The following is a 23,722-nucleotide window of genomic DNA, read 5'->3' on the forward strand; positions in this document are numbered from 1 at the left end:
TTATCAAGTCGCTGGGTTAATATCTAATTTTCTACTATATTGATTTAGGTGGTGTAAAAAATCATCCAATCACTAAAAATTCAATCTATTACTAATTTAGGCATTATTGTTGAGTGTTAACTGGCTAGAACTTCAGTTGAATAAAGTGCAAACTACATGAGTCAAGGTTTTTTACAAATTGCTTTAACGCTGTGCATTGTCGTATTTATTACGCCAATGCTAGGGAAATACATAGCCCGTGTTTTTTTGGGAGAGAGGACAATTCTTGATCCTGTGATCAAGCCCCTAGAGGCAATAATTTATATTTTAGGGGGTGTGGGTAAAAAAAATGATATGACGGGTTGGCAGTATATCCGCGCCTTACTATGCAGTAACTTAGTCATGGGTGCGGTAGTTTATGCTCTCCTCTATTATCAGAAATTTCTGCCCTGGAATCCCAATGGACTGGGGCGGATGAGATGGGATTTATTACTACATACCACAATTTCCTTCCTGACCAATACCGACCAACAACACTACGCCACAGAAAATACCTTTAGTTATTTTAGTCAAACATCAGCTTTAGGTTTTTTAATGTTTACCTCAGCAGCTAGTGGTTTAGTAGTGGGAATTGCCTTTATTCGTGGGTTAACAGGGAGAAAACTGGGGAATTTCTATGTAGATTTTACCCAGGCTATCACTAGGATCTTATTGCCTTTATCTGTTGTGGGGGCGATCGCTCTCATCATCTCCGGTGTACCTCAAACCCTAGCCAAAACCGCCTTAGTAGAAACCTTAGAAGGGAGAATCCAGTACATAGCCAGAGGTCCAGTAGCCTCCTGGGAAATGATCAAAATGTTAGGAGAAAATGGCGGCGGCTTTTTTGCAGCTAATTCTGCTCATCCTTTTGAAAATCCCAATGGTGCTTCTAACCTAATAGAAATCATCGCTATGTTGGCTATCCCCACCTCCCTAATTTACACCTACGGAGTATTTGCCAACAACCTCAAACAAACCTGGCTATTATTTTCAATGGTGTTTATCATCTTTGTCGTTCTCATTGGCGTTACAGCCACAGGAGAATTACAAGGAAATCCCCTCATTAACAATGCTTTGCGATTAGAATTACCCAACTTAGAAGGCAAAGAAGTCAGATTTGATTGGGCGCAAACCGCACTATGGGCGGTTACAACCACAGCCACCATGTGCGGTGCTGTTAACGGAATGCACGATTCCCTCATGCCCAGTGGCACATTTTCTACCTTATTCAACCTATTTTTACAAATAATTTGGGGAGGACAAGGCATAGGAACAGCTTATCTCTTCATTTATCTGATGCTCACCGTTTTTATCACCGGTTTAATGGTAGGGCGCACACCAGAAATTTTTGGACGCAAAATTGAAAAACGGGAAATTGTTCTGGCTAGTGTAGTCCTATTAATTCACCCGATGATGATTTTAATTCCTAGTTCCATAGCTATGGCTTATCCTATATCTTTGTCGGGAATTAGTAACCCAAGTTTTCATGGAATTTCCCAAGTAGTTTATGAATACGCCTCAGCCGCAGCCAATAACGGTTCTGGTTTAGAAGGATTAAATGACAGCACATTATGGTGGAACTTAAGTACAACTGTCAGTATTTTCGCAGGACGTTATATACCCATTATTGCCCTACTTCTCTTAGCTGATAGTATGTCTAAAAAACAAGCCAGTCCAGCAAGCCGGGGAACTTTAAAAACTGATTCTCTGCTATTTACGGGAATTACTGCTAGTGTCACCCTAATTTTAGGCATCCTCACATTTTTCCCTGTTCTAGCTTTAGGCCCAATTGCCGAAGGCTTTAAACTCGCTTCTGGGAGGTAATGAGGAAATACAAAGATAGGTCTAATATTTATCTTGCCCCTTGCCTCTTGCCTCTTGCCTCTGACCAATTACTTATATATGAACTCAGCAACTACCTCTCATTCTAAAGCTCCCCGTCCCCGTTATCGCCGTAAGAAACACAGAAAAACGCGGGTATCTCATAAAGGACTGTATTTCCGGGCAATAGGAGATGCCTTTATTAAACTGTATCCCCAATATGCCATCAAAAATCCAGTGATGTTTTTAGTATGGATAGGAACAATCATCACTTTCTCTGTCACCATTTACCCTGAATTATTTGGTCCAGTAAGTCAAAAAAATCCCCATCTGTTTAACGGACTATTAACGGGAATTTTATTATTCACCGTTCTATTTAGCAACTTTGCCGAAGCTGTAGCCGAGGGACGAGGTAAAGCCCAAGCCGATACTTTACGTTCAACCCAATCAGCCACCATTGCCAAAACTATCACCGTTGACGGCACAATCACAGAAGTTCCTGCCAACAGCTTAAAACAGGGAGACACTATATATGTAGTCTCAGGCGACGTGATTCCCGCAGATGGTGAAGTCATCATGGGTGTCGCCTCTGTGGATGAATCAGCAATTACAGGCGAATCTGCCCCAGTTCTCAAAGAATCAGGTTCAGACGTTGCCAGTTCAGTTACAGGTGGTACACGCATAATTTCTGATGAACTGATTATTCGTGTTACTGCTGAACCAGGCAAAGGCTTTATTGAGCGGATGATTGCTCTGGTCGAAGGAGCAGAACGGACTAAAACCCCTAATGAAATTGCCTTAACAGTATTATTAGCAGTTCTGAGTTTAGTATTTTTATTCGTAGTAGCCACTCTGCCCGCCTTTGCCTACTATGTGAATAGTCCTGTGAGCATTCCTGTTCTCATTGCTCTTTTGGTAGCCCTCATCCCCACAACTATTGGCGGGTTACTGAGTACCATCGGTATTGCGGGTATGGATAGAGTAGCACAATTTAACGTCATTGCCACCTCTGGTAGGGCAATAGAAGCCTGTGGCGATATTAATACTCTGGTACTTGATAAAACTGGAACAATCACCCTTGGCAACCGTTTAGCAGAAGAATTTATCCCCATCAATGGTCATTCAATGGCGGAAATTGCTAACGTGGCTTTGGCGGCTAGTATTTTTGACGATACTCCAGAGGGTAAATCTATTGTCCGACTGGCAGAAAAGTTAGGGGCAAATTTTGATTTAGACCGCAAACAAGCACAGGGGATAGAATTTTCAGCAAAAACCCGCATGAGTGGTACTAATTTACCTGGGGGTAGGGAGGTACGCAAAGGCTCAGTAGGAGCAATTCAAGGCTTTGTTCTCTCCCGTCATGGAAGAGATACACCAGAATTAGATGTTGCATATCAACAAGTTTCTCATCAAGGTGGTACACCTTTAGCTGTTTGTCTTGATAACGAAATTTACGGTGTTATCTATCTCAAAGATATTGTTAAACCAGGTATCCGCGAACGATTTGACCAACTCCGACGCATGGGAGTACGGACTATCATGCTGACGGGAGATAACCGGATTACTGCTTCTGTGATTGCAAAAGAAGCTGGAGTAGATGAATTTATTGCTGAAGCTACGCCAGAAGATAAAATCAGTGTGATTCAACGGGAACAAGCTGAGGGTAAAATAGTAGCGATGACAGGGGATGGAACTAATGATGCTCCCGCCTTGGCACAAGCTAATGTAGGTGTGGCTATGAATACGGGAACGCAAGCAGCTAAGGAAGCGGCTAATATGGTGGATTTAGATTCTGATCCCACCAAGTTAATTGATATCGTTAGTATTGGCAAGCAATTGTTAATTACTCGTGGAGCGTTGACGACATTTTCTATCGCTAATGATATTGCTAAATATTTTGCAATTATTCCCGTACTTTTCACGGCTGCTAATTTAGGAAGTTTGAATATTATGAAGTTGAGTAGCCTTAATTCGGCTATTCTTTCAGCGTTGATCTACAATGCTTTAATTATTCCAACTTTGATTCCTCTAGCATTAAAAGGTATTCAGTTTCGACCTTTAACCGCTAATCAACTTCTGCAAAGAAATATTTTAATTTATGGCTTAGGTGGGGTGATTGCTCCATTTATTGCGATTAAATTAATAGATATGATGATTACATTTGTGGGTTTAGCGTAAATATAGCAGATTGCAGATTAATCAAGTCCAGGATCTATATTCACAGCCAGACAGTTTTACTCCTGACTCGGTGAATTCTGGTGTAATTACGTGAATAGGTAATTGATAATTCTTGCCTTTTACTTCTTGTATATTACCTTTTCCTGGCTCTTGCGTCTCTTTTATGGTGATTGAGGATTGATGATAACAAAACCCTTACGGGACAAGGGTTATAAACAATTATTTCCATATTTTCAATGAAATGCCTACACAATAGGGCTTTCAATGATTTTGAACCAGGGTTTCCATAAAAATAACCGAAGAACCCTTTTCCTTTATGAAAATGATACCATTGATTCGATTATCCAAGTTTAAACACCAATTACCAATCACTATTTTTATAGTGATGTGTTTCAGTTTATTTATGACTCCAGTGGTTTATGCTAATACTACTCTCAGTTTAGATAGGGTTTCTACTTGGGCAATGGGGGTTTTAGGGTTTACTACTATAATGTTGGTGGTTTATTTGTTAACAGTCATTTTTCAGCCAGAACGATTTTAATAATTGATAAATCATGGCGATATGTATTTGAATGGGTTACAAAATTTATAGAAAAAGCCATACAGCACTTTTACTTCTACATCCTGACTGGGCGCAGGCCCTGCGCCCCTACTTCGGTGAATCCTCTTATTAAATTCAAGATTAAATCAAGATTAAATTATGTCTATTTTTAAAGAAACTTTCAAGGCAATTAGAATAACTTTGGTAATTTGGTTATTAACAGCAATTGTCTATCCTCTTTTTATATTGCTAGTCGGTCAGTCTTTTTTCCCGATTTCAGCTAATGGTAGTATGATTTTAAATATCAATAATCAACCTATTGGTTCGACTTTAATTGGTCAAGGATTTACATCTGATCGTTATTTTCATGGTCGTCCCAGCGCTGTTAGATATAGTCAAGGTAAAAAAGCTCAACCGACTGGTATTTCTGGAGGTAGTAATCTCGCTCCCACTAATCCAGAACTTAAAGAACGTATTCTCAAGCAGGTGGAGGAATTACAGAATCAGGATAAACAACCTGTGGGTGATTTGATTTATACGTCAGGTTCTGGTTTAGACCCGCATATTTCTTTAAAAGCAGTACGACAACAAATAGAGAGAGTGGCACAGGCACGGGGTATTAAGGAAGATGATATTATTCCGTTGATTAATAAGTATTTTGATGGCAGGTTTTTAGGGATTTTTGGTGAACCAGGGGTAAATATTTTACGTTTAAATTATGCTTTGGATTTACAAGATATTAATCGTTAGCAAAATTAGTTAAGGCTTGTTTGAAAAGTGGTATGCCGTAATTTTCATCACATTGTTACCTCCTTTCCCCTTGTAAAGGGGGGTAAGAATAGAAATCTAGTTCCCTCCCCTTTATAAGGGGAGGGTTAGGGAGGGGTAAAATATTTGATACAGCAATCATGACTTTTCAAACACCCTCTTAGGGGTTGCTGATAATGAAGCGTGGTATAAAATGTAGGGGCGCAGGGCTTGCGCCCATTCAGGAGGTAGCAGGAAGGAACAATCATTATAGGTTGTATGGTCAAGCCTTACATAACAAGGGATTTTTAAGTTCAAGCATAGTAGAAGTATTGTTTTGACATGGGTAATAGGATCAATTACACTACGATCGCAAATTCATAAAAGTATTTGAGTCAATGCAACCGACTCGTGTGATTGGTTTAATGAGTGGTACCTCTGTAGATGGGATAGATACCGCTTTAGTAGAAATTTCTGGTGGAGATTTGGATCTGAAGGTGGAATTACTGGCAGGGGAAACCTATCCCTACTCCCCTCAACTCAGAGAACATATTCTAGGGCTTGGGGCTGGTACTGCGATGTCAATGGCAGATGTAGCCGCCATAGATGATGCGATCGCTCATAATTTTGCCCAAGCTGCTCAACATATTCAAATTGGTCATCACAGAGCCACTCTCATCGGTTCTCATGGTCAAACTGTTTACCATCGTCCACCCCAAGGACTAGAAGAACTGGGTTATAGCTGCCAACTGGGACGGGGCGCGATGATTGCCCATTTAACAGGTATTACTACTGTCAGTAATTTCCGAATAGCAGATATAGCTGCTTATGGTCATGGTGCGCCCCTTGTTCCTAAAGTAGATGCCTATTTACTCAGTCATCCCCAGGAAAAACGTTGTATTCAAAATATTGGGGGTATTGGTAATGTTACGTATCTTCCCGCCCGTAGTGATGATTGGTTGTCGCAAATTCGCGGCTGGGATACAGGTCCAGGTAATAGTTTATTGGATCTAGCCGTCCAGCATTTTACAAGTGGCACTAAAAGCTATGATAATAATGGTGATTGGGCAGCCAGTGGTACACCCTGTTACCCCTTGGTGGAACAATGGCTAAGTCACGAATATTTCCATTTACCACCACCTAAATCCACTGGACGGGAGTTATTTGGGATTACCTACTTGCATGATTGTTTACAGGATGCCCAACCCTACCAACTTAATTCCGCAGATTTTTTAGCAACTATCACAGAATTAACGGCAGTTTCTATTGTCCATAGTTATGATAATTTTCTCCCCAGAAGACCACATAAGGTAATATTATGTGGTGGTGGCAGTCGTAATAGTTACTTGAAAAATCGCTTACAGTTGCTGTTAGGGAATGTTCCAGTGTCAACTACAGATGAGTTTGGCTTAAGTGCTGCATTTAAAGAAGCGATCGCTTTTGCGGTTTTAGCATACTGGCGAAACATCAATATTCCTGGTAACTTACCCGCAGTCACAGGAGCATATCAAGAGATGCTTTTAGGAGAAATTCACGATAATTATCGCTAATTTAGTCTCTTGTCTCTCAAAATACTATGTTAGCAAGTATTTCTAAACTTCGACTGTGCTGGATTAAAACAAGGGATTTAGCAGGTGGGACATACTTTTTTATTAGAACCAGGACGGTGGGTGATCCAAGGTAGTTGGTTGGAGCGCAATAGTCAACCAATTCCCTTGAAAGGTTTAACATTAGTGGTTTGGAATCGAGATAATTGGTTCTCTATGGCTACAAAATTAATCTTTCCTAACAGCGATCGCCCAGAAATTTCTTTCCAGTATAAAGGACGACTTCATGAAGGAGATCGGCAGTATACTTTTCTGCTTCAACATAATTACCTCGGACAAATAGAAGGTGAAGGCTGGATTTGTCCAAATACAATTGTTCAGCGTTATTGGGTACTCGGAGATAGCTCCACTGACCTTCGCCACCGTCAGAGACAGAGTGGTTTTGAAACCCTACATCGAATTAATGATAATCAATATTATCTAACTAGTGGCATTCTTGTTGGTCATTTTTTAGATAGCACAATGGAAGCTAGTCTAGAACGCCAATTACATTAAGTAAGTGGGATGTAAATAATTGTCCTTGGTATCAGGCGGTAAGGAGCAGAGAGGCAAGAGGCAAGAGGCAAGAGGCAAGAGGCAAGAGTAAAGAAATTTTCAGCGATTTTACGTTTCTTTACACAGTTTGGTTTTATTGTGTTCACCTACTTAACCTACTTAGTTAATAGCAATCCGATTTGATTGATGAATTTTCGGTTTTAATTTTCAGGTTTTCAACCTATTTTCTAATCACCAAAACCTACAAAACTATCCCTTGAACTGTTAAACATTGGAGTCGAATTTTCTATGTCAGACCCCAACATTGGTCGCTTACTCGGAAACCGTTACCAACTACAAGAGCTAATTGGCTTTGGCGCAATGGGACGAGTCTATCGTGCTAAGGATACGTTGCTGGGAGGTGTCCCTGTTGCAGTCAAGTTTCTAACTTTATCAATGCAAAACGAAAGGATGCCTTGGCAAGAACGATTTGAGCGAGAAGCTAAAACTTGCGCCTTACTCGGTCAAAAAAGCATCCATATCGTCCGAGTCATGGACTATGGGGTAGATGAAATATACTACGTTATGGAATATCTACAGGGACAAACATTAGGTCAGATCATTCGCAAAAAACACCTAAGTTTACCAAGATTTCTCAGAATAGCCAAGCAAATCGGTTTAGGACTACAGTGCGCTCATGATGGTATTCCTGTAGATGGAAAAATTTGTCCAATCATCCATCGTGATATTAAACCGGGCAATATCATGGTGATTCAAGATCCCAGTTTTGGAGAATTAGTCAAAGTTTTAGACTTTGGTATTGCTAAATTACTCATGTCTGATAGTGACCATACCAAGTTTTATTTAGGAACTTTGGCTTATTCTTCTCCTGAACAAATTGAAGGTAAAGAACTAGATAGTCGTTCTGATATCTACAGTTTTGGGATCATGATGTTTGAAATGCTGACTGGTAAAATTCCTGTGGTGGCATCAACCAACACTTTTGGATCATGGTATAAAGCGCACACTTTTGAAAAACCCTGTTCCTTTGCGGAAATTTCTCCTAATTTGCACCTACCCAACCAATTAGAAGATGTAATTATGAATTGTTTATGCAAAAAACCTAGTGAACGTCCCCAAAGTATCAATGAAATTATTAATATTCTTGCTACTGTAGAACAGCAAAAGGACACGCATAATACCACTAAAGATAATCCTGTTATTAATAATACTCATTTCATTAAAGATACTTCGGTTATTAATAATACTCTTATATATCAAGATGCTCAAGAAATTATTAACCCCAACTTCCCTGTAGTTCCTGCACCAGCAGAGACAATAAAAACCAATCTGCTGGCAATTCCCATTACCAATCACAATACACAAGTCGAACTACGGAGATATTCAGTTGATCATGACATCACGCAGTTAGTTACTTGGCCACACAATAAACCAATTGCCAATATTGTTTTTATTCAACCCATTTACCACGATAAAACTTTGTTACCAGCGTTATGGGTGATGCTACCCCAAGAAGAAATTCAAAAACGCTTAGTTTGTACTCGCTACAATCAATTTCTATTTATTTCTTCTCCTCATCCGGTCATGTTGTGGATTACAGTTATTTATACTCGTGAACATGGGGCTAAATGGTTGTCTTATTATTTGGATCTCAAAACTAATTCTGGTCAAGAAATCACGGGGTTACTACAGAATACTGGGCAATATCGTTTATTATTCTTTACTAAAGAAACTCCTCATCCTTGCACACATATATTACAATCAAGTATTGCTGCGGCTCAAAGAGAAAGATTGCAAGAGTGGCTTGTTTCTAGTCAGGGTTCAACTTTATCAACGGATGCTCAGATTAGTAAAAATATATTGAAAAAAGAATATGAAAAAATTAAACCTAAAATATTAGCTAAGTTAGAAGCAATTGATACTGATTCTTCATGGGATATTTCTGGTTGATTATCTTAGGAGCTAATTTAAAATTTGTCAGCAAAGACATTAAAAACCTACCGGGGGACTCTCGGAAAGTTACGCTTGTCAGAGATGATTCTGCCAGTAATGGCAAACAGGATCAGGGCAAGAACCGTACATCTAAGGTAATACCTGAAAAGCGGATATTATCTCCTCGCTTTCATTCTATTCCTAGTTTACATCGACTTGTGTGTACACCGTAGCCCCTTGACAAGGGGAGGGTTAGGGTGGGGTAATTTGAGGAATAATGGTGATTCGATAACTTCTGTGTACACCGTAGCTTCGCTTGTGGGGAGGGGGTAGGGTTCTTGTATCTCACTTAACCGATAATCGCTATATAATACTAAATAAACAACTGCAATCTTTTAAATAGTATGAGTGAAACCCTGGCTGATATTGCTATACCACCGCAGTTTCCTGATCATACTCAACTACCAGAGTCTGATGGTACGTTTGTGAAAAACTTTCAAGAACATCCCCAAAGCATAATTATCACAGATTCCATAATTCAAACTTTACAAAAAAAACATCCCGACGGACAATTTTGTATAGGTCAAGATTGTGGGATTTATTGGCGCGAAACTGAACCACCAGAAAAAGGTACAGTAGCACCAGATTGGTTTTATGTCCCTGATGTAGCACCAAGATTAGATGGTAAAATTCGTCGTTCCTATGTTTTATGGCGGGAATATATTCCTCCATTAATTGTTATAGAATTAGCCAGTGGTAATGGTGAAGAAGAAAGAGATTCAACCCCTCTAGCGGGTTTACAGGGAGGTGAAAAACCTGGTAAATTCTGGGTATATGAACGTATTATCCGTGTTCCCTATTATGCCATCTATGAAGTTAATAATGATAAATTAGAGGTTTATCACTTGGTAGATTTTTCTTACCAAAAAATCCAGCCTAACGAACGTGGACATTATCCTATTGCGCCATTAGGTGTAGAATTGGGACTATGGCAAGGAAGTTACTTAAATAATCCTGAACAACTTTGGCTGCGCTGGTGGGATTTAGATGGTAATTTGTTATTGGTAGGTCAAGAAGAAGCCCAATTACAAAAATTAAGGGCTGAACAACAACAACAAAGGGCTGAACAAGCAGAACGAAAGGCTGCACAATTAGCCGAACGTTTACGAGCAATGGGTATAAATCCAGATGATGATTTATGATTTATAATTAAATAAACAAACCACTCCAGGCACAGAGGATACAGAGAAAAGATGCAAAGGGCAATTTTATCCGGGAATTTACAGTTTAAACTTAATTGGGTAAGTTTTTTGGCTGATTTCCTATTAGCTGGTATGGTTTTTGGTCCCCCTCTTGCTCCTTTTTTGGCTGGGTCTGGTGTGTTTGTGCTTCCGGGGATTGCGGACATTATTTACTTTATGGGTAATCATGTATGTCCGCAGCCTACTATGGGTTTGGAGTTAGCACCACCTTTTATTATGGCAGTTTGTATGCGCTGCTATGGCACAGTGACAGGGTTATTAATTACTCGAATTTTGTATGCGGTAACTAATGGCAAAGGCATTTTTTGGTTAAGTCAATATGGTTGGACTGGTGCGGCTTTTGCTAGTATATTGATGATGGCTTATCCGTTGGAATTAGCAGCGCAGATTTTTGGTTTGTGGGATTTTGATAATTATATTGTTACACCTTTTGGTTTGATTACTGGTTTGGCTTGGGGTTTATTTACTATGCCGATTTTGTATCTGTCAACAGATGCAAAAATTAATGATAACTAGCCTACCACTTCCACGTCCAAGTCTATACATAATGTTTGTTAACATTTTCTACTCTCTCTCTTTGATGCAAAAAAAATTGATTTAAGCTATGCACCCTGCATAACTACTAAAATCTTTTAAGAATTGATTATTATTTGAAGATAGGTGGTAAAGCGTTGTTTCGCTTCTCTTAATAATCAATAATTTTCTGATTCATCGCCTTAGTTTAATAGTCCTGCATTTTTAATTGACTAGCAACAGTAGCGAATTCAGAAATTGAATTTTTTAGATCCTTATATTCTTGCGTAGTTAAGTTGTGGTTGTCGTGGTATTCATTTAAGAAACTAATCAGCACTAACCTAACAGATTCGATTTTTGCTCTTGTCCTAGCTGCCATCATTGCCTGAGATAAACTAGGATAAATATGGTTATTGCTAATCCCTATTTCTTCATTAGACATCCAGCATTTGAATATATAACCTTGTGATAAAGGTATTAATTCAATTAACCAGCCAAAATATAGATCTTTCCATTCCATTGATAAACTCTTTATTGGGTTAAAAATTATCTTCACTATCAGAATACAACCTCTATATGCAGTTAGCGTGCAGAATTTGTGCAGAATTTGTGTAGATAAAATCTTATAGAGGTCTGTATGATGATGGTGAGCCTATTTTTCTATAAATCAACCATTCTGGAAATTGAAAATCTTATGAATCCTATCTATTATTGGTAATATTAAGCGCAAATTCACAAATAATTTGTATTAGTTGAGACGATATCCCAAACCATGAACTGTTTCAACCAAAGTTTCAGATGCACCTAAGAGTCTTAATTTTTGCCGAAGAGACTTAATATGAGACCTTACGGTTTCCTCTACCGGAGAGTCATCAACAGACCAAACTTGCTCAATAATACTAGAGCGGCTCAAAACCCTTCTACCATTTGCAACTAGCAATTCCAAAATTGCATACTCTTTAGGAGTTAAGGAGATAAGATGACCGTCATAAGTTGTCTCGTAAGTGCTAGGATTTAAGGCTAACTTTCCCCAAGATAAACTGATTGTACTGGCAGCACCACCTCGTCTAAGTAAAGCACGTATGCGAGCCATTAATTCTTCTAGATCAAATGGTTTTGCGACATAATCATCTGCACCGGCATCTAAACCAGTAATTTTATCAGCTACAGTATCACGGGCTGTTAACATTAATACTGGTGTTGTCGAGTTTCTGTATGCTGGATTGTTCGTGCTAGTATTCCGTAACCGTTGACAAAATTTGATTCCATCTAGCTTTGGCAAAGTTACATCTAGCACTACTAAATCATATTTCATTGACTCCGTTGCGTGCCAAGCTGCTTCTCCATCTTTAGCAACATCAACTACATACTGTCTTCCGGTCAAAGCTTCTGTAAGTGCTTCTGCCAGTTGAGTATCATCTTCAACTATCAGAATTCGCATAATTTATCCCTTATTCAACTAGAGGTAATGAGGGAAATATTAACTTAAATTGACTTGATAAATAAATAAATGGATAATTTATGAAATCGTATTTTTCAGAAAAATGGATTGCGGCTGGAGTTTCTTTAGCTATATCGCTAATGGTGCTAGTTACCTTCGCTTCATTTAATAACACTACCGAAATTAAGGAAAATGCTAATCAAGTTCAGCATACTTATCAAACTCTCAATACTTTGACTGATTTATATGCGGCTATGACAGTAGCTGAATCAGCACGAAGAGGGTATATATTTTTGGGAAGTAGACAAGATTTAGAGCGTTATGAAAATGCCATAAATAATATAAAAACTAAGGTCAGTTTATTAGAAACTCAAATCCATAATAATATCAATCAAAAACAGAGATTTGCCAGTTTAAAATCATTGGTTAATCAAAGATTATCTCTTTTAGAAGAATCAATACAACTTTATCAACAAGATAGAACTGCATTACAACAGCAAACTAATATTACAGAAATCAGTGTTAATTTAAGAGAAAAAATTATACCTATCATTGTAAATATTCAAACTGAAGAACAAGGTTTCCTAGAAAGTTCTCTCAAGCAGTCGCAACAGAGTATTCACTTACGAATAATCATGGAAATAATAGGAACTATTTTAAGCCTGGTTGTGATTTGCAGTTTATGTTTTATCATCGAGCGTCAAGGAGTAAAACAAGAACAGATTAAATCCTTGGAAGCTTCCCTTGCTCAAGAAAAAAAAATTGGTGAATTAAAGGTTCAGCTATTTTCTATGATTTCCCATGAATTTCGTACACCTTTAAGTGTAATATTGCTTTCATCTCAGTTATTACGGGAAATTCTGCTGGATTTGGTGGATAAAAAGGAATTAAAAAATCTTGATCGCATTCAGTCTTCAGCAAAGTTGATCAATCACTTATTAACAGATATATTAACTTTGACTAGAGCCGAAGCAGGTGAACTAGATTATAAACCTCAATTAATCAATGTGGAAAACTTTTGTTTGAATCTGCTGGAAGATGTGCAGATGTTTAGTCACACAAATCATATTATAAAGTTTATCAAGCATGGTCAATCTTTTCGTGCTAATCTAGATGAAAAATTGTTGTACTCTATTCTTAGTAATTTGCTTTTAAATGCCATCAAATATTCGTCATCTGGAGGTAGTATATCCTTGGTTTTAAATTCTCAACCAGATACTACTATCTTTCAGGTGATAGATGAAGGTATAGGCATTTCTTCAGCGGAACAGGCTAGGCTTTATGAACCTTTTTTTCGATCTCAAAATGTTGAAGGTATTGTCGGCACTGGGTTAGGATTACCAATTGTTAAGAAGTGTGTAGAAAGACACCAGGGAGAAATTTTGGTGGAAAGTAAAGTTGGAGTAGGAACAACTTTTACTGTAAAAATTCCTCTAACATACCTCTAAGAGGGTGTTTGAAAAGTATTAGATGAAACCGATAATCTCCAGAAACCTAACCCCCCTTCCCCCCTTCCCTACGTTAGCGCAGCGTGCCGAAGGCTGGGAATGTGGGTTTCAAAGCCTCTCCCCGCATCGGGGAGAGTGGGTCTGTCAGCCAGCTTACCGGATATTCCTGTAAAACCCATAGTCCGACTGGGAATGAATTCCCAGTCTTATAGCAGAAGTCATCTGAAGATGACTAAATAACCCAGAAATTTTTGAACTTGTTTAGTTTACTTTAGTAAACTTTAGCTATTAGCCTGGAACTTCAGTTCCAGATGGGTCGGTCAGCCAAACAAATAAGCTATCTGTAGCTTAAGTTGAAACCAATGAGCTTTTTCCTTACCCATACCTATAGAACCCACATAATTAAGCCATCTTGAGTATATCTTCCTTCTTCCTCCGCGCTCTTCGTGGTTCATTTATCCATATTCTTCTATAAAAAACCCATAAAAAAAGGTGGGTTAACCATAAAGTCACCCACCAAATAAATTACCAATATTGTATAAATCTTAGTTTGATAAAACCCAATATTACCTATTAGTTTTTCCTATTTTTCTATTTAAAATTATCCAAACTTGGAATACTACCCTGGCGTAACCCCAAGATATAATTAACTGTACTAACCCTATTTCACAATAGCCTTCCCTGATGATTGTAACTAAACTTTGACTGGATGAATTTTGCTTCCCTTTCCGATCCGACAGCAAAGACGCACACCAGATGTTAAGATCAAGACATAACCGTATTAAATTTTGTGGTTGGAGCATTTTAAAATAAGATTTAACTTAATAAAAATAATTTATTAATGAATATATAGTTAGGTGTACTTAATCTTAGCAATTTCTAAATTGAGAAAAAATACAGTTTTTATTATACCACAAAGTTCACGAGGAATTTATATGTCTGAAGAAACTAGATTGACTTACTCTGATAAAGAAACTGATGGGGTGATGATAGATTTATCTAAAATAGCTGAACAAACACCAACGCCAAATATTAATTTAGCTTTAAAGTTTTTACTAAAGCTACCAGCAGAGGCTTATACAGCATTGCAGCATATAGAAATAATAGCTTCACCTGAAGATTGGCAAAAAATCACCTATCAAATAGCACGTACTTTAGTAGATGCTCAATATGAAATCACTCATCGTCAAATTATGCAACAAATGAAGGTAGATAATTTAGATGAGATAGAATCTGATGATGATATTTTAGCCGCTGCGTTGAAACTTACGAGTTAATTTATATTCCGTTAGTCCTGGAGTGATTCTTGATGATGACACAGCAGGTAAGTTCAATTAGTCCATATTCTTCTATAAAAAACCCATAAAAAAAGGTGGGTTAACCATAAAGTCACCCACCAAATAAATTACCAATATTGTAGAAATCCGTAATTAACCAACGTTAGTTAATAACAACTCACGGGTTTCCGATTTTCTGACTTTCACCTGTCCATCATCGTCTACATCCACAATAGCCTTATCTCCATCTGCTATTTCTCCAGATAAGATCGCTTCAACCAAAGAATCTTCCAAGAGACGCATAATAGCACGGCGTAATGGTCTAGCACCGTAGCTAGGATCATAGCCTTCCTGGACAACTTTCTCTTTAAAAGCTTCTGTTACCTCTAAAGCGATGTCTTTATCCTTGAGACGACTACCAACATCACGCAGCATGATTTCAGCAATTTGCTTGACTTCATCTTTGTTGAGTTGAGTGAAGACGATAATATCATCAACACGGTTGAGGAATTCGGGACGGAAATATGCTTTGAGTTCTTCGTTAACTAGGTTACGAATGCGATGATAACTAGCGTCTGCTGCATTATCAAACTCAAACCCTAAGCTGCTACCACCTTTTTCAATTACCTTAGAACCGATATTAGAAGTCAAGATAATTAATGTGTTTTTGAAGTCTACCTTCCGACCTTTCGCATCCGTAAGATGACCGTCATCCAAGATTTGCAGCAGCATATTGAATACATCGGGATGCGCTTTTTCGATTTCGTCGAATAGTAGCACTGTATAGGGTTTGCGCCGCACAGCTTCCGTTAATTGTCCGCCTTCGTCGTATCCTACATAACCTGGAGGTGAACCAATCAACTTGGAAACGTTGTGGCTTTCCATATATTCGGACATATCTAAACGCACCATTGATTCTTCTGAACCGAAGAAGTAAGCAGCTAAGGCTTTGGCTAATTCGGTTTTACCGACACCGGTTGGTCCGGAGAAGATAAAACTGGCAATGGGACGATTAGGACTTTTTAAGCCGACACGGGCGCGACGAATAGCGCGGGAAACTGCTGTAACTGCTTGTTCTTGACCGATGAGCCTTGTATGTAAGGTGTCTTCAAGATGTAAAAGTAACTCTGATTCAGATTCAGTCAGTTTGTTGACGGGAACACCTGTCCAAGAAGCGACAATTTGGGCGATGTCTTCTTCGTTGACGAGGGGAGAGTTAACGGTTTCTTGATTTTCTTCTACATCAAGTCTGGCTTGCAGTTCTAATTCTTGTATCCGCAATTTACCAGCTTTGCCAAAATCTTGAGTTCTGATGGCTTCCGATTTGGCTTTGGTGGCGGTGGTTAATTCTCGTTTGAGTTCCTTGTTTTTGGCAATGTGGGAGTGACGCAAGCGGACACGAGAACCAGCTTCATCAATTAAGTCAATGGCTTTGTCTGGTAGGAAGCGATCGCTAATATAACGATCTGCCAATTCAGCCGCGGCAATTACCGCTTCATCAGTAATATTAACTCTATGATGTTGTTCGTAAGCACCGCGTAAACCATAGAGAATATCAATAGTTTCTGCTACTGATGGTTCTCCTACCAAAATTGGCTGAAACCGCCGCTCCAGAGCCGCATCCCGTTCGATGTGTTGACGATATTCATCTAATGTGGTCGCACCAATACACTGGAGTTCTCCCCGGGCTAGAGCCGGTTTGAGGATATTAGCTGCATCTAAACCGCCTTCTGTGCCACCTGCACCGACTAAGGTATGAATTTCATCAATCACTAAGATGATATTTCCTGCGGTGCGGACTTCCTCCATGATTTTTTTGAGGCGTTCCTCAAATTCACCCCGGAAGCGAGTTCCCGCCACTACAGACCCCATATCCAAACTAATTACTTGTTTATCAAGTAAAATTTCGGGAACGTCTTGATTGACAATGCGTTGCGCTAGACCTTCAGCGATCGCTGTTTTCCCAACACCCGGCTCACCAATTAAAACCGGGTTATTTTTGGTTCTCCGACCGAGAATTTGCACCGTTCTTTCAATTTCTGGCTGGCGACCGACTACTGGGTCTAGTCTGCCCTCCTGAGCCAGTTTGGTGAGGTTTCTGCCAAACTCCTCTATGGATAAATTTTGATTGCGCTGGGAATTACTTCTACCACCAGTGACAACCGCTGTATCTTCACCCAATCGGCTCATCACAGCCGAACGAATAACTGGTAAATCCACTCCTAGATTTTGTAATACTTTGGCGGCGACTCCTTCACCAGCCTCCGTTAAACCTAATAATAAGTGTTCAGTGTTTATGTAATTATGTCCAAGACCGTGAGCTTCTCGGAAAGATTGCTCAAACAGGCTTTTTACTTTCGGGGTAAAAGGAATTTCCGGTGGGACAAACCCAGAACCCCGGCCAATTATTTTTTCTACTTCCCGACGGGATTCTTTCAGGGTAACACCCAACTCAGCCAACACTTTAGCAGCAACACCTGTTCCTTCTCCCATTAAACCCAGGAGAATTTGTTCTGTTCCTACAAAATTGTGTCCCAGTCGTCGTGCTTCCTCCTGAGCTAACATGATTACCCTAATGGCTTCGGAAGTGAAGTGTTCAAACATAGCGGGTTCTTTCCCTCGTGCTGCTTGGACTTTGGGTGAGATATAAGTTCACCCTCATCTAAAGTTTCTTGTATTTTCTTAAAGATAATGTATCTTTATTTTAAGCTGAATGGCAGTAGTGAGAGCCGTAAGTGACAAGGCGTAGTTGCCGTCATTCAGTAGATAATGGTGGATAATTAGCAATGGTCGAGATTTTTCATCTTGAGTTGTTGATGGATTGCTAACTTCGTACAGGTATTGATGATGACAGAAATTCTCGGTGGTAAAGACCAACAACATCCACTCTACAACCGCGATCGCCCCCTTATTGATATCTTACTCGCTCAAGACGCAACGGACTACAATTTATCAGAATTAGCTAGACTAAAAATTCGCTATCAAGGTTTTCCGGGAGCGCGGGACATCCAAAGCAACTTAGATAAAGTTTTGCAACGCTGGGGTTTAACTGAAGCTGAACTATTTGCCAAAACCCGTCAAATCCATGATACAGGAGGAGTTTACAAAAGTCGTGGCAAAAAGGATGAGCAGGATTGGAATTAGTTAGTGGTCAGTTGTCAGTTGTCAGTTGTCGGTTGTGTTATTTTTCCCCCACTCCCCCCACTCCCCCTACTCCCCCCACTCCCCCCACTCCCCCCACTCCCCCCACTCCCCCCACTCCCCCCACTCCCCCCACTCCCCCTACTTCTCCTGTTCCCTGTTCCCTATTCCCTTCTCTCGATATTCTCTAAGTTGCTGGAGGAGTTGTTCTTGGGATAAATTGGGTGGTTCTGGGACTGGTGCGGGGGTTGTTTCCACTTTCTCCACTATTTTGGGTTGGGGATTGATTACTAATATTTGTTTTTCGGAAACAGGTGCGGTAATTACTACCTTTGATTGATTAGCATCAGCTTTGAGACCATCTAGAGTTACAGCTACCTTGGTTTTTTCCTGAATGTCTTTGCTAGAAGAAACTAATTTACTCAGACCATTTACCAATCGCAACATATTTTGACGAAACTTAGGATCACCTGTTAATTCATCTAAATCCGCGGTGATTTTTTGGGTATTTTCAAATGTTGCTCTCGCCGCATCTAAGGTTTGTTGCAGTAAAACAATGTTTTTTGGATCATTTAAAGTTTTAGAGGCATCTTTTAAATTCACAGAAGCTTCGGCTGCATTTGCCGATAGGGTTTCTAAATTGGTTAATAATTGTCCTTGAGTTAAGCGATTAATGGCAGGTGATAAACTTGTAACTGTTTGACGAAGTTGATTACTGGTCTCCGTCATACTATTTAAAGTACCAACTAAAGAAGAACGATTGGTAGTGATGAGATTATCTAAATTTGTTAGTAAGCGATTTGCTTGTTTAGCTGTGATACTAAAATCCTTAGCTGTTGTCCCTAATTGATCTGCGGTTTTGGTAGCAGTTGTAGTTAATTGGGCTGTAGAGCGTTGTAATGTAGATGCCGTACCAGAAAATACACTTATTTGTCCTTTGAAGGTTTTGCTCAAATCTTGTAAATCCTTACTTAAATCGGCGATATTAGCAGCAGCATTAGCCGAGGTTTCTAAGGTGCGATTCACATTTTTATAGAACTTTTCGTTACTATATTGAGCCGCAAAAATAGTTGATTGACGCATCAGTTCATCTACACTGATGCCAATTGTCCCTCTTAATCGAGAACCATTACAAATAATCAAGCTAGAATTACAGTCTTTATCTAGAGGTTTGGCAGATAACTTCCCTGGTAAATCTCCTTTGGGAGTAATTTCAATAATATTTTCGCTAATTAATCCACTTTGATTAGCTTCAATGAGGGAATTACTGGGAATTATTAAATCAGGGGAGTTAATTTGAATTTCCACATCAATGGCATTTGTTCCGGGTTGAACCTTGGTGATAGTTCCCACTTTCACACCCCGAAAACGGACTACTGAACCCTTTTGCATTCCCCCAGCATTGGCAAATTCGATAATTGCTCTGTAAGAAGTTTCTCCAGGGGTGATTCTATTTAACCACAGTAAAATTGTGCCAAATGCGCCTAACCCCACCAGGAGCAACAATCCTACAGAACCTTCTCTCATCATGCGTGCAGACGTGAAACTGCTAATTAGACCTCGCATTTATTCCTCCACTGATAGCGTTAAACTCAGCAATTTTCTTTGATTTGGTACTTAACCAGCTACTTGAATGGGGCCATTGACACTTCCACTCATAAATTGTCTAATTAGGGGATTTTCTGTATGATCTAAGGCAAATACTGTACCTTGCCATTGCACTTTTCCTTGATAAAGAAATACTATTTGATCGGATGTCCGCCGAATAGTGCTTTCTTGGTGAGTCACAATGGAGTAAGTACTACAGACTCCTTGTGTATTTTGTAAGTCACGGATTAAGTCCTCAATTACCGTTGAGGCAATGGGATCTAATCCGGCTGTAGGTTCATCGTATAATAAAACCTCTGGACTATCTGTAGGACGTTGAGGATTTGACATAATAGCACGAGCAAAACTGACTCTTTTTCGCATTCCTCCAGAAAGTTCTGATGGGTAAAGGTGACTAATATCTGCTAGTCCTACCAATTCTAATTTTTGATTGACTAATTCCCGAATGTGCGATCGCTTGAGTCGAGAATGTTGATAAAGTAGAAATCCAATGTTTTCTTCGACTGTCAAAGAGTCAAATAGAGCCGCTTGCTGAAATACCATACCAATTCCCACCGGATCAGCAGCATCTTCTATTAAACCCTCTCTGCGTACTCCTTGAATATAAATTTCCCCTTCATCAGGTTTTAATAATCCGGCTATAATCCTTAAAACCGTTGATTTACCAGTTCCCGAAGGGCCAATTATTCCTAGTGCTTGTCCTCGGTATATTTTTAAATCAACGTTATCTAAAACCTTGTTGTTACCAAAAGTTTTAGAAATACCTTTTAATTCAATTAATGGTTCTAATGTTTCTGTCATTGCTAGTTAGTAATTAAATTCTCATCTGTCACCTATAATATTTTGTAAAGCACGTTATTTTCCCATTTTACTCAAGTCTATGTCTCCTTATCCTAGTTTAGTTACTGTTTCCGCACTTATACTATATTTTGTAGTGACAATTAATGTTGGTATAGCTAGAGCTAAATATCAAGTCCCTGTACCGCAGACTACAGGAAACCTGGATTTTGAAAGAGTGCTAAGGGTACAACAAAATACCTTGGAACAACTAGCTTTATTTATCCCGGCTTTATGGTTGTTTTCTATTTATGTTAGTCCTATTTGGGGTTCTGCTCTCGGTGCAGCTTGGATAGTAGGAAGAATTGCTTATGCTTGGGGATATTATCAAGCTGCTGAAAAACGCGGTCCTGGTTTTGCAATTAGTTCTCTCAGCGGTATCGTGCTAATTCTTGGTTCGCTGGTGGGGATTATTTTATCTATGGTGAAGTAGATTGGGGACTGAGGACTGGGGAGAGACTGGGTTAAATTTTACCAATCACCAATCACCAATCACCAATCACCAATCACCAATCACCAATCACCAATCACCCAACTAAATCGGGAAATACTTCTTGCACAGCAGGATGTACAAGACGGTGATTTTGGACATTTAAACCTTTTGCTAAGGCTGGGTTCATGTCTAAGGCTTTAAGTCCCAGATTTGCTAACTGGACAGTATAGGGTAGGGTACTGTTATTTAGGGCTTGCGTGGATGTCCAAGGCACTGCTCCCGGCATATTAGGAACACCATAATGTACGACTCCCTCATCAATGTATACTGGTTTAGTGTGGGATGTAGGATGTAATGTTTCTACACATCCACCTTGATCAACAGCAACATCTACAATCACTGAACCAGGGCGCATTTGTTTAACTAATTCACGAGATACTAAAATGGGGGCTTTTTTGCCAGGAATTAAGACTGCACCAATGAGTAAATCGGCATCTTTGACTGCGGCTTCAATATGGGCGGAGTTGCTGTAAAGTAGTTCTACTCTCGACCCAAACAAGGTTTCTAAGTAAGATAGACGTTCCACGTTGACATCTAAGATTTGCACCAATGCACCCATACCGACGGCGATTTTAGCGGCTTCTGTACCGACGACACCACCACCTAAAATTACGACTTTACCAGCTTTGACTCCGGGGATACCGCCTAAAAGTACGCCTCTGCCTCCTTGTTGACGTTCTAGGAATCTTGCGCCAAATTGTACGGCTAACCGACCAGCAACAATACTCATGGGGGTGAGTAGGGGAAGTTTATTTGCTCCTGGTTGTTCTACGGTTTCATAAGCGATCGCACAAGTGCCACAATCAATTAAATATTCTGTTAACTGGCGATTCGCCGCTAAATGTAAATAAGTAAATAACAATTGCTCCTTTTGCAATAATTTATACTCGCTCACCAAAGGTTCTTTTACCTTAATAACTAACTCCCGATTCCAAGCAGCATCGGCAGTATTGACAATTTCTGCCCCAGCATTGCGGTAGTCTTCATCAGTAAATCCCGCGCCAGTACCAGCTTCACTTTCTACAAAAATATTATTACCATTTTCCCGTAATACCCGAACACTGGAAGGACTTAAACCTACCCGAAATTCTTGATCTTTAGTTTCCTTGGGAACACCAATTTCCATTGATAGCCTCTTATATTTGATTGTTTCACTTTAGCGTGCCAGTACCTAGCTGATTATTTCCGTATTCAGTAATTCAAAATGCAAAATTTTTATTCTCCCTCACGCTACACCTTGACTAATCCGCCAGTCTTCTTACAATAGATAAAGAATAATTAAAAATTGTTAAGTACCGACGACCATCTTCAGCAATTTACTTGAAAAATCCCTGTAAATTTTTGTTTGCCAATTATCAAGAAAGGAATCACTGATTATGACACAACAACAACCAACCATCACCCCCAAATTAGAAGAACCTAAATTTGGTTTCAATGAATATGCTGAACGTTTAAATGGCAGAGCGGCAATGATCGGCTTTATTTTAATGGTAGTAATTGAATACGTTACCAATCAAGGTGTACTTGCATGGCTCGGTTTAAAGTAGACTTTTAATTTGGCGTTACTGATAGTATGAATTGGGTGTAGAGACGTTCTATGGAACGTCTCTACATTAGTTTTCGGTTTATTTTTGTCCTCTCAGGCTGTTTCCCCAAGTTAACTTAGTGCCTCAGTCCTAGTACAATAGAAATAACTGTGATGATCCTCAAAGCAATTACTTCTGTGGGTGTTAATTACCGTACTCCCTTTGTTGCCAAAGGAAATTACAATTGTTCGTGCTATTATTTGCCTTTGATGAAACAGACAAATTTTAGTTGGGATATTCTGAGTAAATTTATACAAAAACTCTAATTGGAACTAAGTAAGCTGTGATGAATGCTGTATTACCTCGTTTTTTAAAGTCAGCCTACCGCAAAGAACCTATCATTAGTGCGTTGATAACAGTGGGAACAATAGATGCGCTGATTGGTGGTTTGGATGATAGTTGGTCACTTTTCACCTTTGGTTTAGGGACAGCCGGAATAGCTCTCGTCTTTAAATTATGGCGAATGCAGCAGCGTCCGGCTTTACCAGAAGAACCTGTTGCACAATATTATTTACCTCCTCAGTCTTCCGCTGACCCTTTACCTGTATTAAAGGTTTCCAAGAAGAAACCCCGTCAGTAGTAAAACCTTTGAATGTAATATAAATTAGGGCGCAAGCCCTGCGCCCCTACGGGTTTTGTAATTTAGTGATTATCAAACTATTCAAAATCAGGTAAAATTCAATTAGAGACTTCCAAGAAATAAATTATCCCAAGAAACGAACCACAGAGGCACAGAGTACACAGAGAGAGAATTTTTGCATCAGTTTTGGGACATTT

General features: G+C 39.4%; 21 protein-coding genes. 15 read left to right on the forward strand and 6 right to left on the reverse strand.

Features of this window, described 5'->3' with window-relative positions:
- Nucleotides 1–156 precede the first annotated feature (156 nt).
- The 9 genes from kdpA to AA650_RS06295 all read left to right on the forward strand — a co-directional run bounded on the left by kdpA (nt 157) and on the right by AA650_RS06295 (nt 11,117).
- The gene (gene kdpA, locus AA650_RS06250) at nt 157–1,842 is read left to right on the forward strand and encodes a potassium-transporting ATPase subunit KdpA (protein WP_053538393.1); all 1,686 of its coding nucleotides are present in this window, start codon (nt 157–159) and stop codon (nt 1,840–1,842) included.
- 78 nt (nt 1,843–1,920) lie between these two features.
- Nucleotides 1,921–4,017 carry a potassium-transporting ATPase subunit KdpB gene (gene kdpB, locus AA650_RS06255; protein WP_053538394.1) on the forward strand — a complete coding sequence of 699 codons (2,097 nt, stop codon included), beginning with the start codon at nt 1,921–1,923 and terminating at the stop codon, nt 4,015–4,017.
- A 403-nt stretch (nt 4,018–4,420) separates the two neighbouring features.
- Entirely contained in the window at nt 4,421–4,558 is a 138-nt protein-coding gene (locus tag AA650_RS27650) for a potassium-transporting ATPase subunit F (protein WP_160290050.1), read from the forward strand.
- 159 nt (nt 4,559–4,717) lie between these two features.
- Nucleotides 4,718–5,308, forward strand: a complete 591-nt coding sequence (gene kdpC, locus AA650_RS06265) for a K(+)-transporting ATPase subunit C (RefSeq protein WP_053538395.1) — start codon at nt 4,718–4,720, stop codon at nt 5,306–5,308.
- 395 nt (nt 5,309–5,703) lie between these two features.
- Nucleotides 5,704–6,855 carry an anhydro-N-acetylmuramic acid kinase gene (locus tag AA650_RS06270; RefSeq protein ID WP_053538396.1) on the forward strand — a complete coding sequence of 384 codons (1,152 nt, stop codon included), beginning with the start codon at nt 5,704–5,706 and terminating at the stop codon, nt 6,853–6,855.
- An 84-nt stretch (nt 6,856–6,939) separates the two neighbouring features.
- Nucleotides 6,940–7,407, forward strand: a complete 468-nt coding sequence (locus AA650_RS06275; RefSeq protein WP_027402023.1) for a hypothetical protein — start codon at nt 6,940–6,942, stop codon at nt 7,405–7,407.
- Nucleotides 7,408–7,695: 288 nt separating this feature from the next.
- Nucleotides 7,696–9,357 carry a serine/threonine-protein kinase gene (locus tag AA650_RS06280; protein ID WP_053538397.1) on the forward strand — a complete coding sequence of 554 codons (1,662 nt, stop codon included), beginning with the start codon at nt 7,696–7,698 and terminating at the stop codon, nt 9,355–9,357.
- 386 nt (nt 9,358–9,743) lie between these two features.
- Nucleotides 9,744–10,541 (forward strand): Uma2 family endonuclease, encoded by a 798-nt coding sequence (locus AA650_RS06290; RefSeq protein WP_053538399.1) that lies wholly within the window; start codon nt 9,744–9,746, stop codon nt 10,539–10,541.
- A 51-nt stretch (nt 10,542–10,592) separates the two neighbouring features.
- On the forward strand, nt 10,593–11,117 hold the full coding sequence (locus AA650_RS06295; RefSeq protein WP_053538400.1) for a DUF2085 domain-containing protein: 525 nt from the start codon (nt 10,593–10,595) through the stop codon (nt 11,115–11,117).
- Nucleotides 11,118–11,322: 205 nt separating this feature from the next.
- Here the strand turns inward: AA650_RS06295 and AA650_RS06300 are convergent, their stop codons facing one another.
- Entirely contained in the window at nt 11,323–11,634 is a 312-nt protein-coding gene (locus AA650_RS06300) for a hypothetical protein (RefSeq protein WP_027402027.1), read from the reverse strand.
- A gap of 228 nt (nt 11,635–11,862) precedes the next feature.
- On the reverse strand, nt 11,863–12,555 hold the full coding sequence (locus AA650_RS06305; protein ID WP_053538401.1) for a response regulator transcription factor: 693 nt from the start codon (nt 12,553–12,555) through the stop codon (nt 11,863–11,865).
- 80 nt (nt 12,556–12,635) lie between these two features.
- Between AA650_RS06305 and AA650_RS06310 the strand changes: the two genes are divergently transcribed.
- Nucleotides 12,636–14,003 (forward strand): sensor histidine kinase, encoded by a 1,368-nt coding sequence (locus AA650_RS06310; RefSeq protein ID WP_053538402.1) that lies wholly within the window; start codon nt 12,636–12,638, stop codon nt 14,001–14,003.
- Nucleotides 14,004–14,938: 935 nt separating this feature from the next.
- Nucleotides 14,939–15,280 carry a hypothetical protein gene (locus tag AA650_RS06315; protein WP_053538403.1) on the forward strand — a complete coding sequence of 114 codons (342 nt, stop codon included), beginning with the start codon at nt 14,939–14,941 and terminating at the stop codon, nt 15,278–15,280.
- A gap of 153 nt (nt 15,281–15,433) precedes the next feature.
- Here AA650_RS06315 and AA650_RS06320 read toward each other — a convergent pair whose 3' ends face one another.
- Complete coding sequence (locus AA650_RS06320; RefSeq protein WP_053538404.1) at nt 15,434–17,884, reverse strand: ATP-dependent Clp protease ATP-binding subunit; 2,451 nt, start codon at nt 17,882–17,884, stop codon at nt 15,434–15,436.
- Nucleotides 17,885–18,127: 243 nt separating this feature from the next.
- Here AA650_RS06320 and AA650_RS06325 point away from each other — a divergent pair, with 243 nt between their 5' ends.
- Nucleotides 18,128–18,424, forward strand: coding sequence for a DUF3288 family protein (locus AA650_RS06325; protein ID WP_039204075.1), 297 nt, complete (start codon nt 18,128–18,130; stop codon nt 18,422–18,424).
- Between the two features lie 138 nt (nt 18,425–18,562).
- Here the strand turns inward: AA650_RS06325 and AA650_RS06330 are convergent, their stop codons facing one another.
- Both AA650_RS06330 and AA650_RS06335 read right to left on the reverse strand, forming a co-directional pair.
- Nucleotides 18,563–19,987 (reverse strand): MlaD family protein, encoded by a 1,425-nt coding sequence (locus tag AA650_RS06330; RefSeq protein WP_053538405.1) that lies wholly within the window; start codon nt 19,985–19,987, stop codon nt 18,563–18,565.
- Nucleotides 19,988–20,038: 51 nt separating this feature from the next.
- Nucleotides 20,039–20,830, reverse strand: a complete 792-nt coding sequence (locus AA650_RS06335; protein WP_053538406.1) for an ABC transporter ATP-binding protein — start codon at nt 20,828–20,830, stop codon at nt 20,039–20,041.
- Between the two features lie 79 nt (nt 20,831–20,909).
- Between AA650_RS06335 and AA650_RS06340 the strand changes: the two genes are divergently transcribed.
- The gene (locus AA650_RS06340) at nt 20,910–21,299 is read left to right on the forward strand and encodes an MAPEG family protein (RefSeq protein ID WP_015083489.1); all 390 of its coding nucleotides are present in this window, start codon (nt 20,910–20,912) and stop codon (nt 21,297–21,299) included.
- A 94-nt stretch (nt 21,300–21,393) separates the two neighbouring features.
- On the opposite strand, the gene ald is transcribed toward AA650_RS06340, so the two are convergent.
- Nucleotides 21,394–22,485 carry an alanine dehydrogenase gene (gene ald, locus AA650_RS06345; protein WP_053538407.1) on the reverse strand — a complete coding sequence of 364 codons (1,092 nt, stop codon included), beginning with the start codon at nt 22,483–22,485 and terminating at the stop codon, nt 21,394–21,396.
- Nucleotides 22,486–22,735: 250 nt separating this feature from the next.
- On the opposite strand from ald, the gene AA650_RS27655 reads away from it, so the two are divergent.
- A complete protein-coding gene (locus AA650_RS27655; RefSeq protein WP_027402036.1) occupies nt 22,736–22,906 on the forward strand; it encodes a chlorophyll a/b-binding protein in 171 nt (56 codons plus the stop codon).
- 325 nt (nt 22,907–23,231) lie between these two features.
- The gene (locus AA650_RS06350) at nt 23,232–23,525 is read left to right on the forward strand and encodes a hypothetical protein (protein WP_039204548.1); all 294 of its coding nucleotides are present in this window, start codon (nt 23,232–23,234) and stop codon (nt 23,523–23,525) included.
- Nucleotides 23,526–23,722: the final 197 nt, after the last annotated feature.

Origin of the sequence: Anabaena sp. WA102 (genome assembly GCF_001277295.1) — a bacterium.
Taxonomy (GTDB): domain Bacteria; phylum Cyanobacteriota; class Cyanobacteriia; order Cyanobacteriales; family Nostocaceae; genus Dolichospermum; species Dolichospermum heterosporum.

Excerpts from the sequence above, each read along its gene's own strand:
- AA650_RS06350 (WP_039204548.1), top strand. The coding sequence starts at position 23,232 with ATGAATGCTGTATTACCTCGTTTTTTAAAGTCAGCCTACCGCAAAGAA.
- AA650_RS27650 (WP_160290050.1), top strand. The coding sequence starts at position 4,421 with ATGACTCCAGTGGTTTATGCTAATACTACTCTCAGTTTAGATAGGGTT.
- AA650_RS06295 (WP_053538400.1), top strand. The coding sequence starts at position 10,593 with ATGCAAAGGGCAATTTTATCCGGGAATTTACAGTTTAAACTTAATTGG.
- AA650_RS06270 (WP_053538396.1), top strand. The coding sequence starts at position 5,704 with ATGCAACCGACTCGTGTGATTGGTTTAATGAGTGGTACCTCTGTAGAT.
- AA650_RS06315 (WP_053538403.1), top strand. The coding sequence starts at position 14,939 with ATGTCTGAAGAAACTAGATTGACTTACTCTGATAAAGAAACTGATGGG.
- AA650_RS06290 (WP_053538399.1), top strand. The coding sequence starts at position 9,744 with ATGAGTGAAACCCTGGCTGATATTGCTATACCACCGCAGTTTCCTGAT.
- AA650_RS06280 (WP_053538397.1), top strand. The coding sequence starts at position 7,696 with ATGTCAGACCCCAACATTGGTCGCTTACTCGGAAACCGTTACCAACTA.
- AA650_RS06310 (WP_053538402.1), top strand. The coding sequence starts at position 12,636 with ATGAAATCGTATTTTTCAGAAAAATGGATTGCGGCTGGAGTTTCTTTA.
- kdpA (WP_053538393.1), top strand. The coding sequence starts at position 157 with ATGAGTCAAGGTTTTTTACAAATTGCTTTAACGCTGTGCATTGTCGTA.
- AA650_RS06300 (WP_027402027.1), bottom strand. The coding sequence starts at position 11,634 with ATGGAATGGAAAGATCTATATTTTGGCTGGTTAATTGAATTAATACCT.
- AA650_RS06335 (WP_053538406.1), bottom strand. The coding sequence starts at position 20,830 with ATGACAGAAACATTAGAACCATTAATTGAATTAAAAGGTATTTCTAAA.
- AA650_RS06325 (WP_039204075.1), top strand. The coding sequence starts at position 18,128 with ATGACAGAAATTCTCGGTGGTAAAGACCAACAACATCCACTCTACAAC.
- AA650_RS27655 (WP_027402036.1), top strand. The coding sequence starts at position 22,736 with ATGACACAACAACAACCAACCATCACCCCCAAATTAGAAGAACCTAAA.
- kdpB (WP_053538394.1), top strand. The coding sequence starts at position 1,921 with ATGAACTCAGCAACTACCTCTCATTCTAAAGCTCCCCGTCCCCGTTAT.
- AA650_RS06320 (WP_053538404.1), bottom strand. The coding sequence starts at position 17,884 with ATGTTTGAACACTTCACTTCCGAAGCCATTAGGGTAATCATGTTAGCT.
- AA650_RS06305 (WP_053538401.1), bottom strand. The coding sequence starts at position 12,555 with ATGCGAATTCTGATAGTTGAAGATGATACTCAACTGGCAGAAGCACTT.
- AA650_RS06330 (WP_053538405.1), bottom strand. The coding sequence starts at position 19,987 with ATGCGAGGTCTAATTAGCAGTTTCACGTCTGCACGCATGATGAGAGAA.
- kdpC (WP_053538395.1), top strand. The coding sequence starts at position 4,718 with ATGTCTATTTTTAAAGAAACTTTCAAGGCAATTAGAATAACTTTGGTA.
- AA650_RS06340 (WP_015083489.1), top strand. The coding sequence starts at position 20,910 with ATGTCTCCTTATCCTAGTTTAGTTACTGTTTCCGCACTTATACTATAT.
- ald (WP_053538407.1), bottom strand. The coding sequence starts at position 22,485 with ATGGAAATTGGTGTTCCCAAGGAAACTAAAGATCAAGAATTTCGGGTA.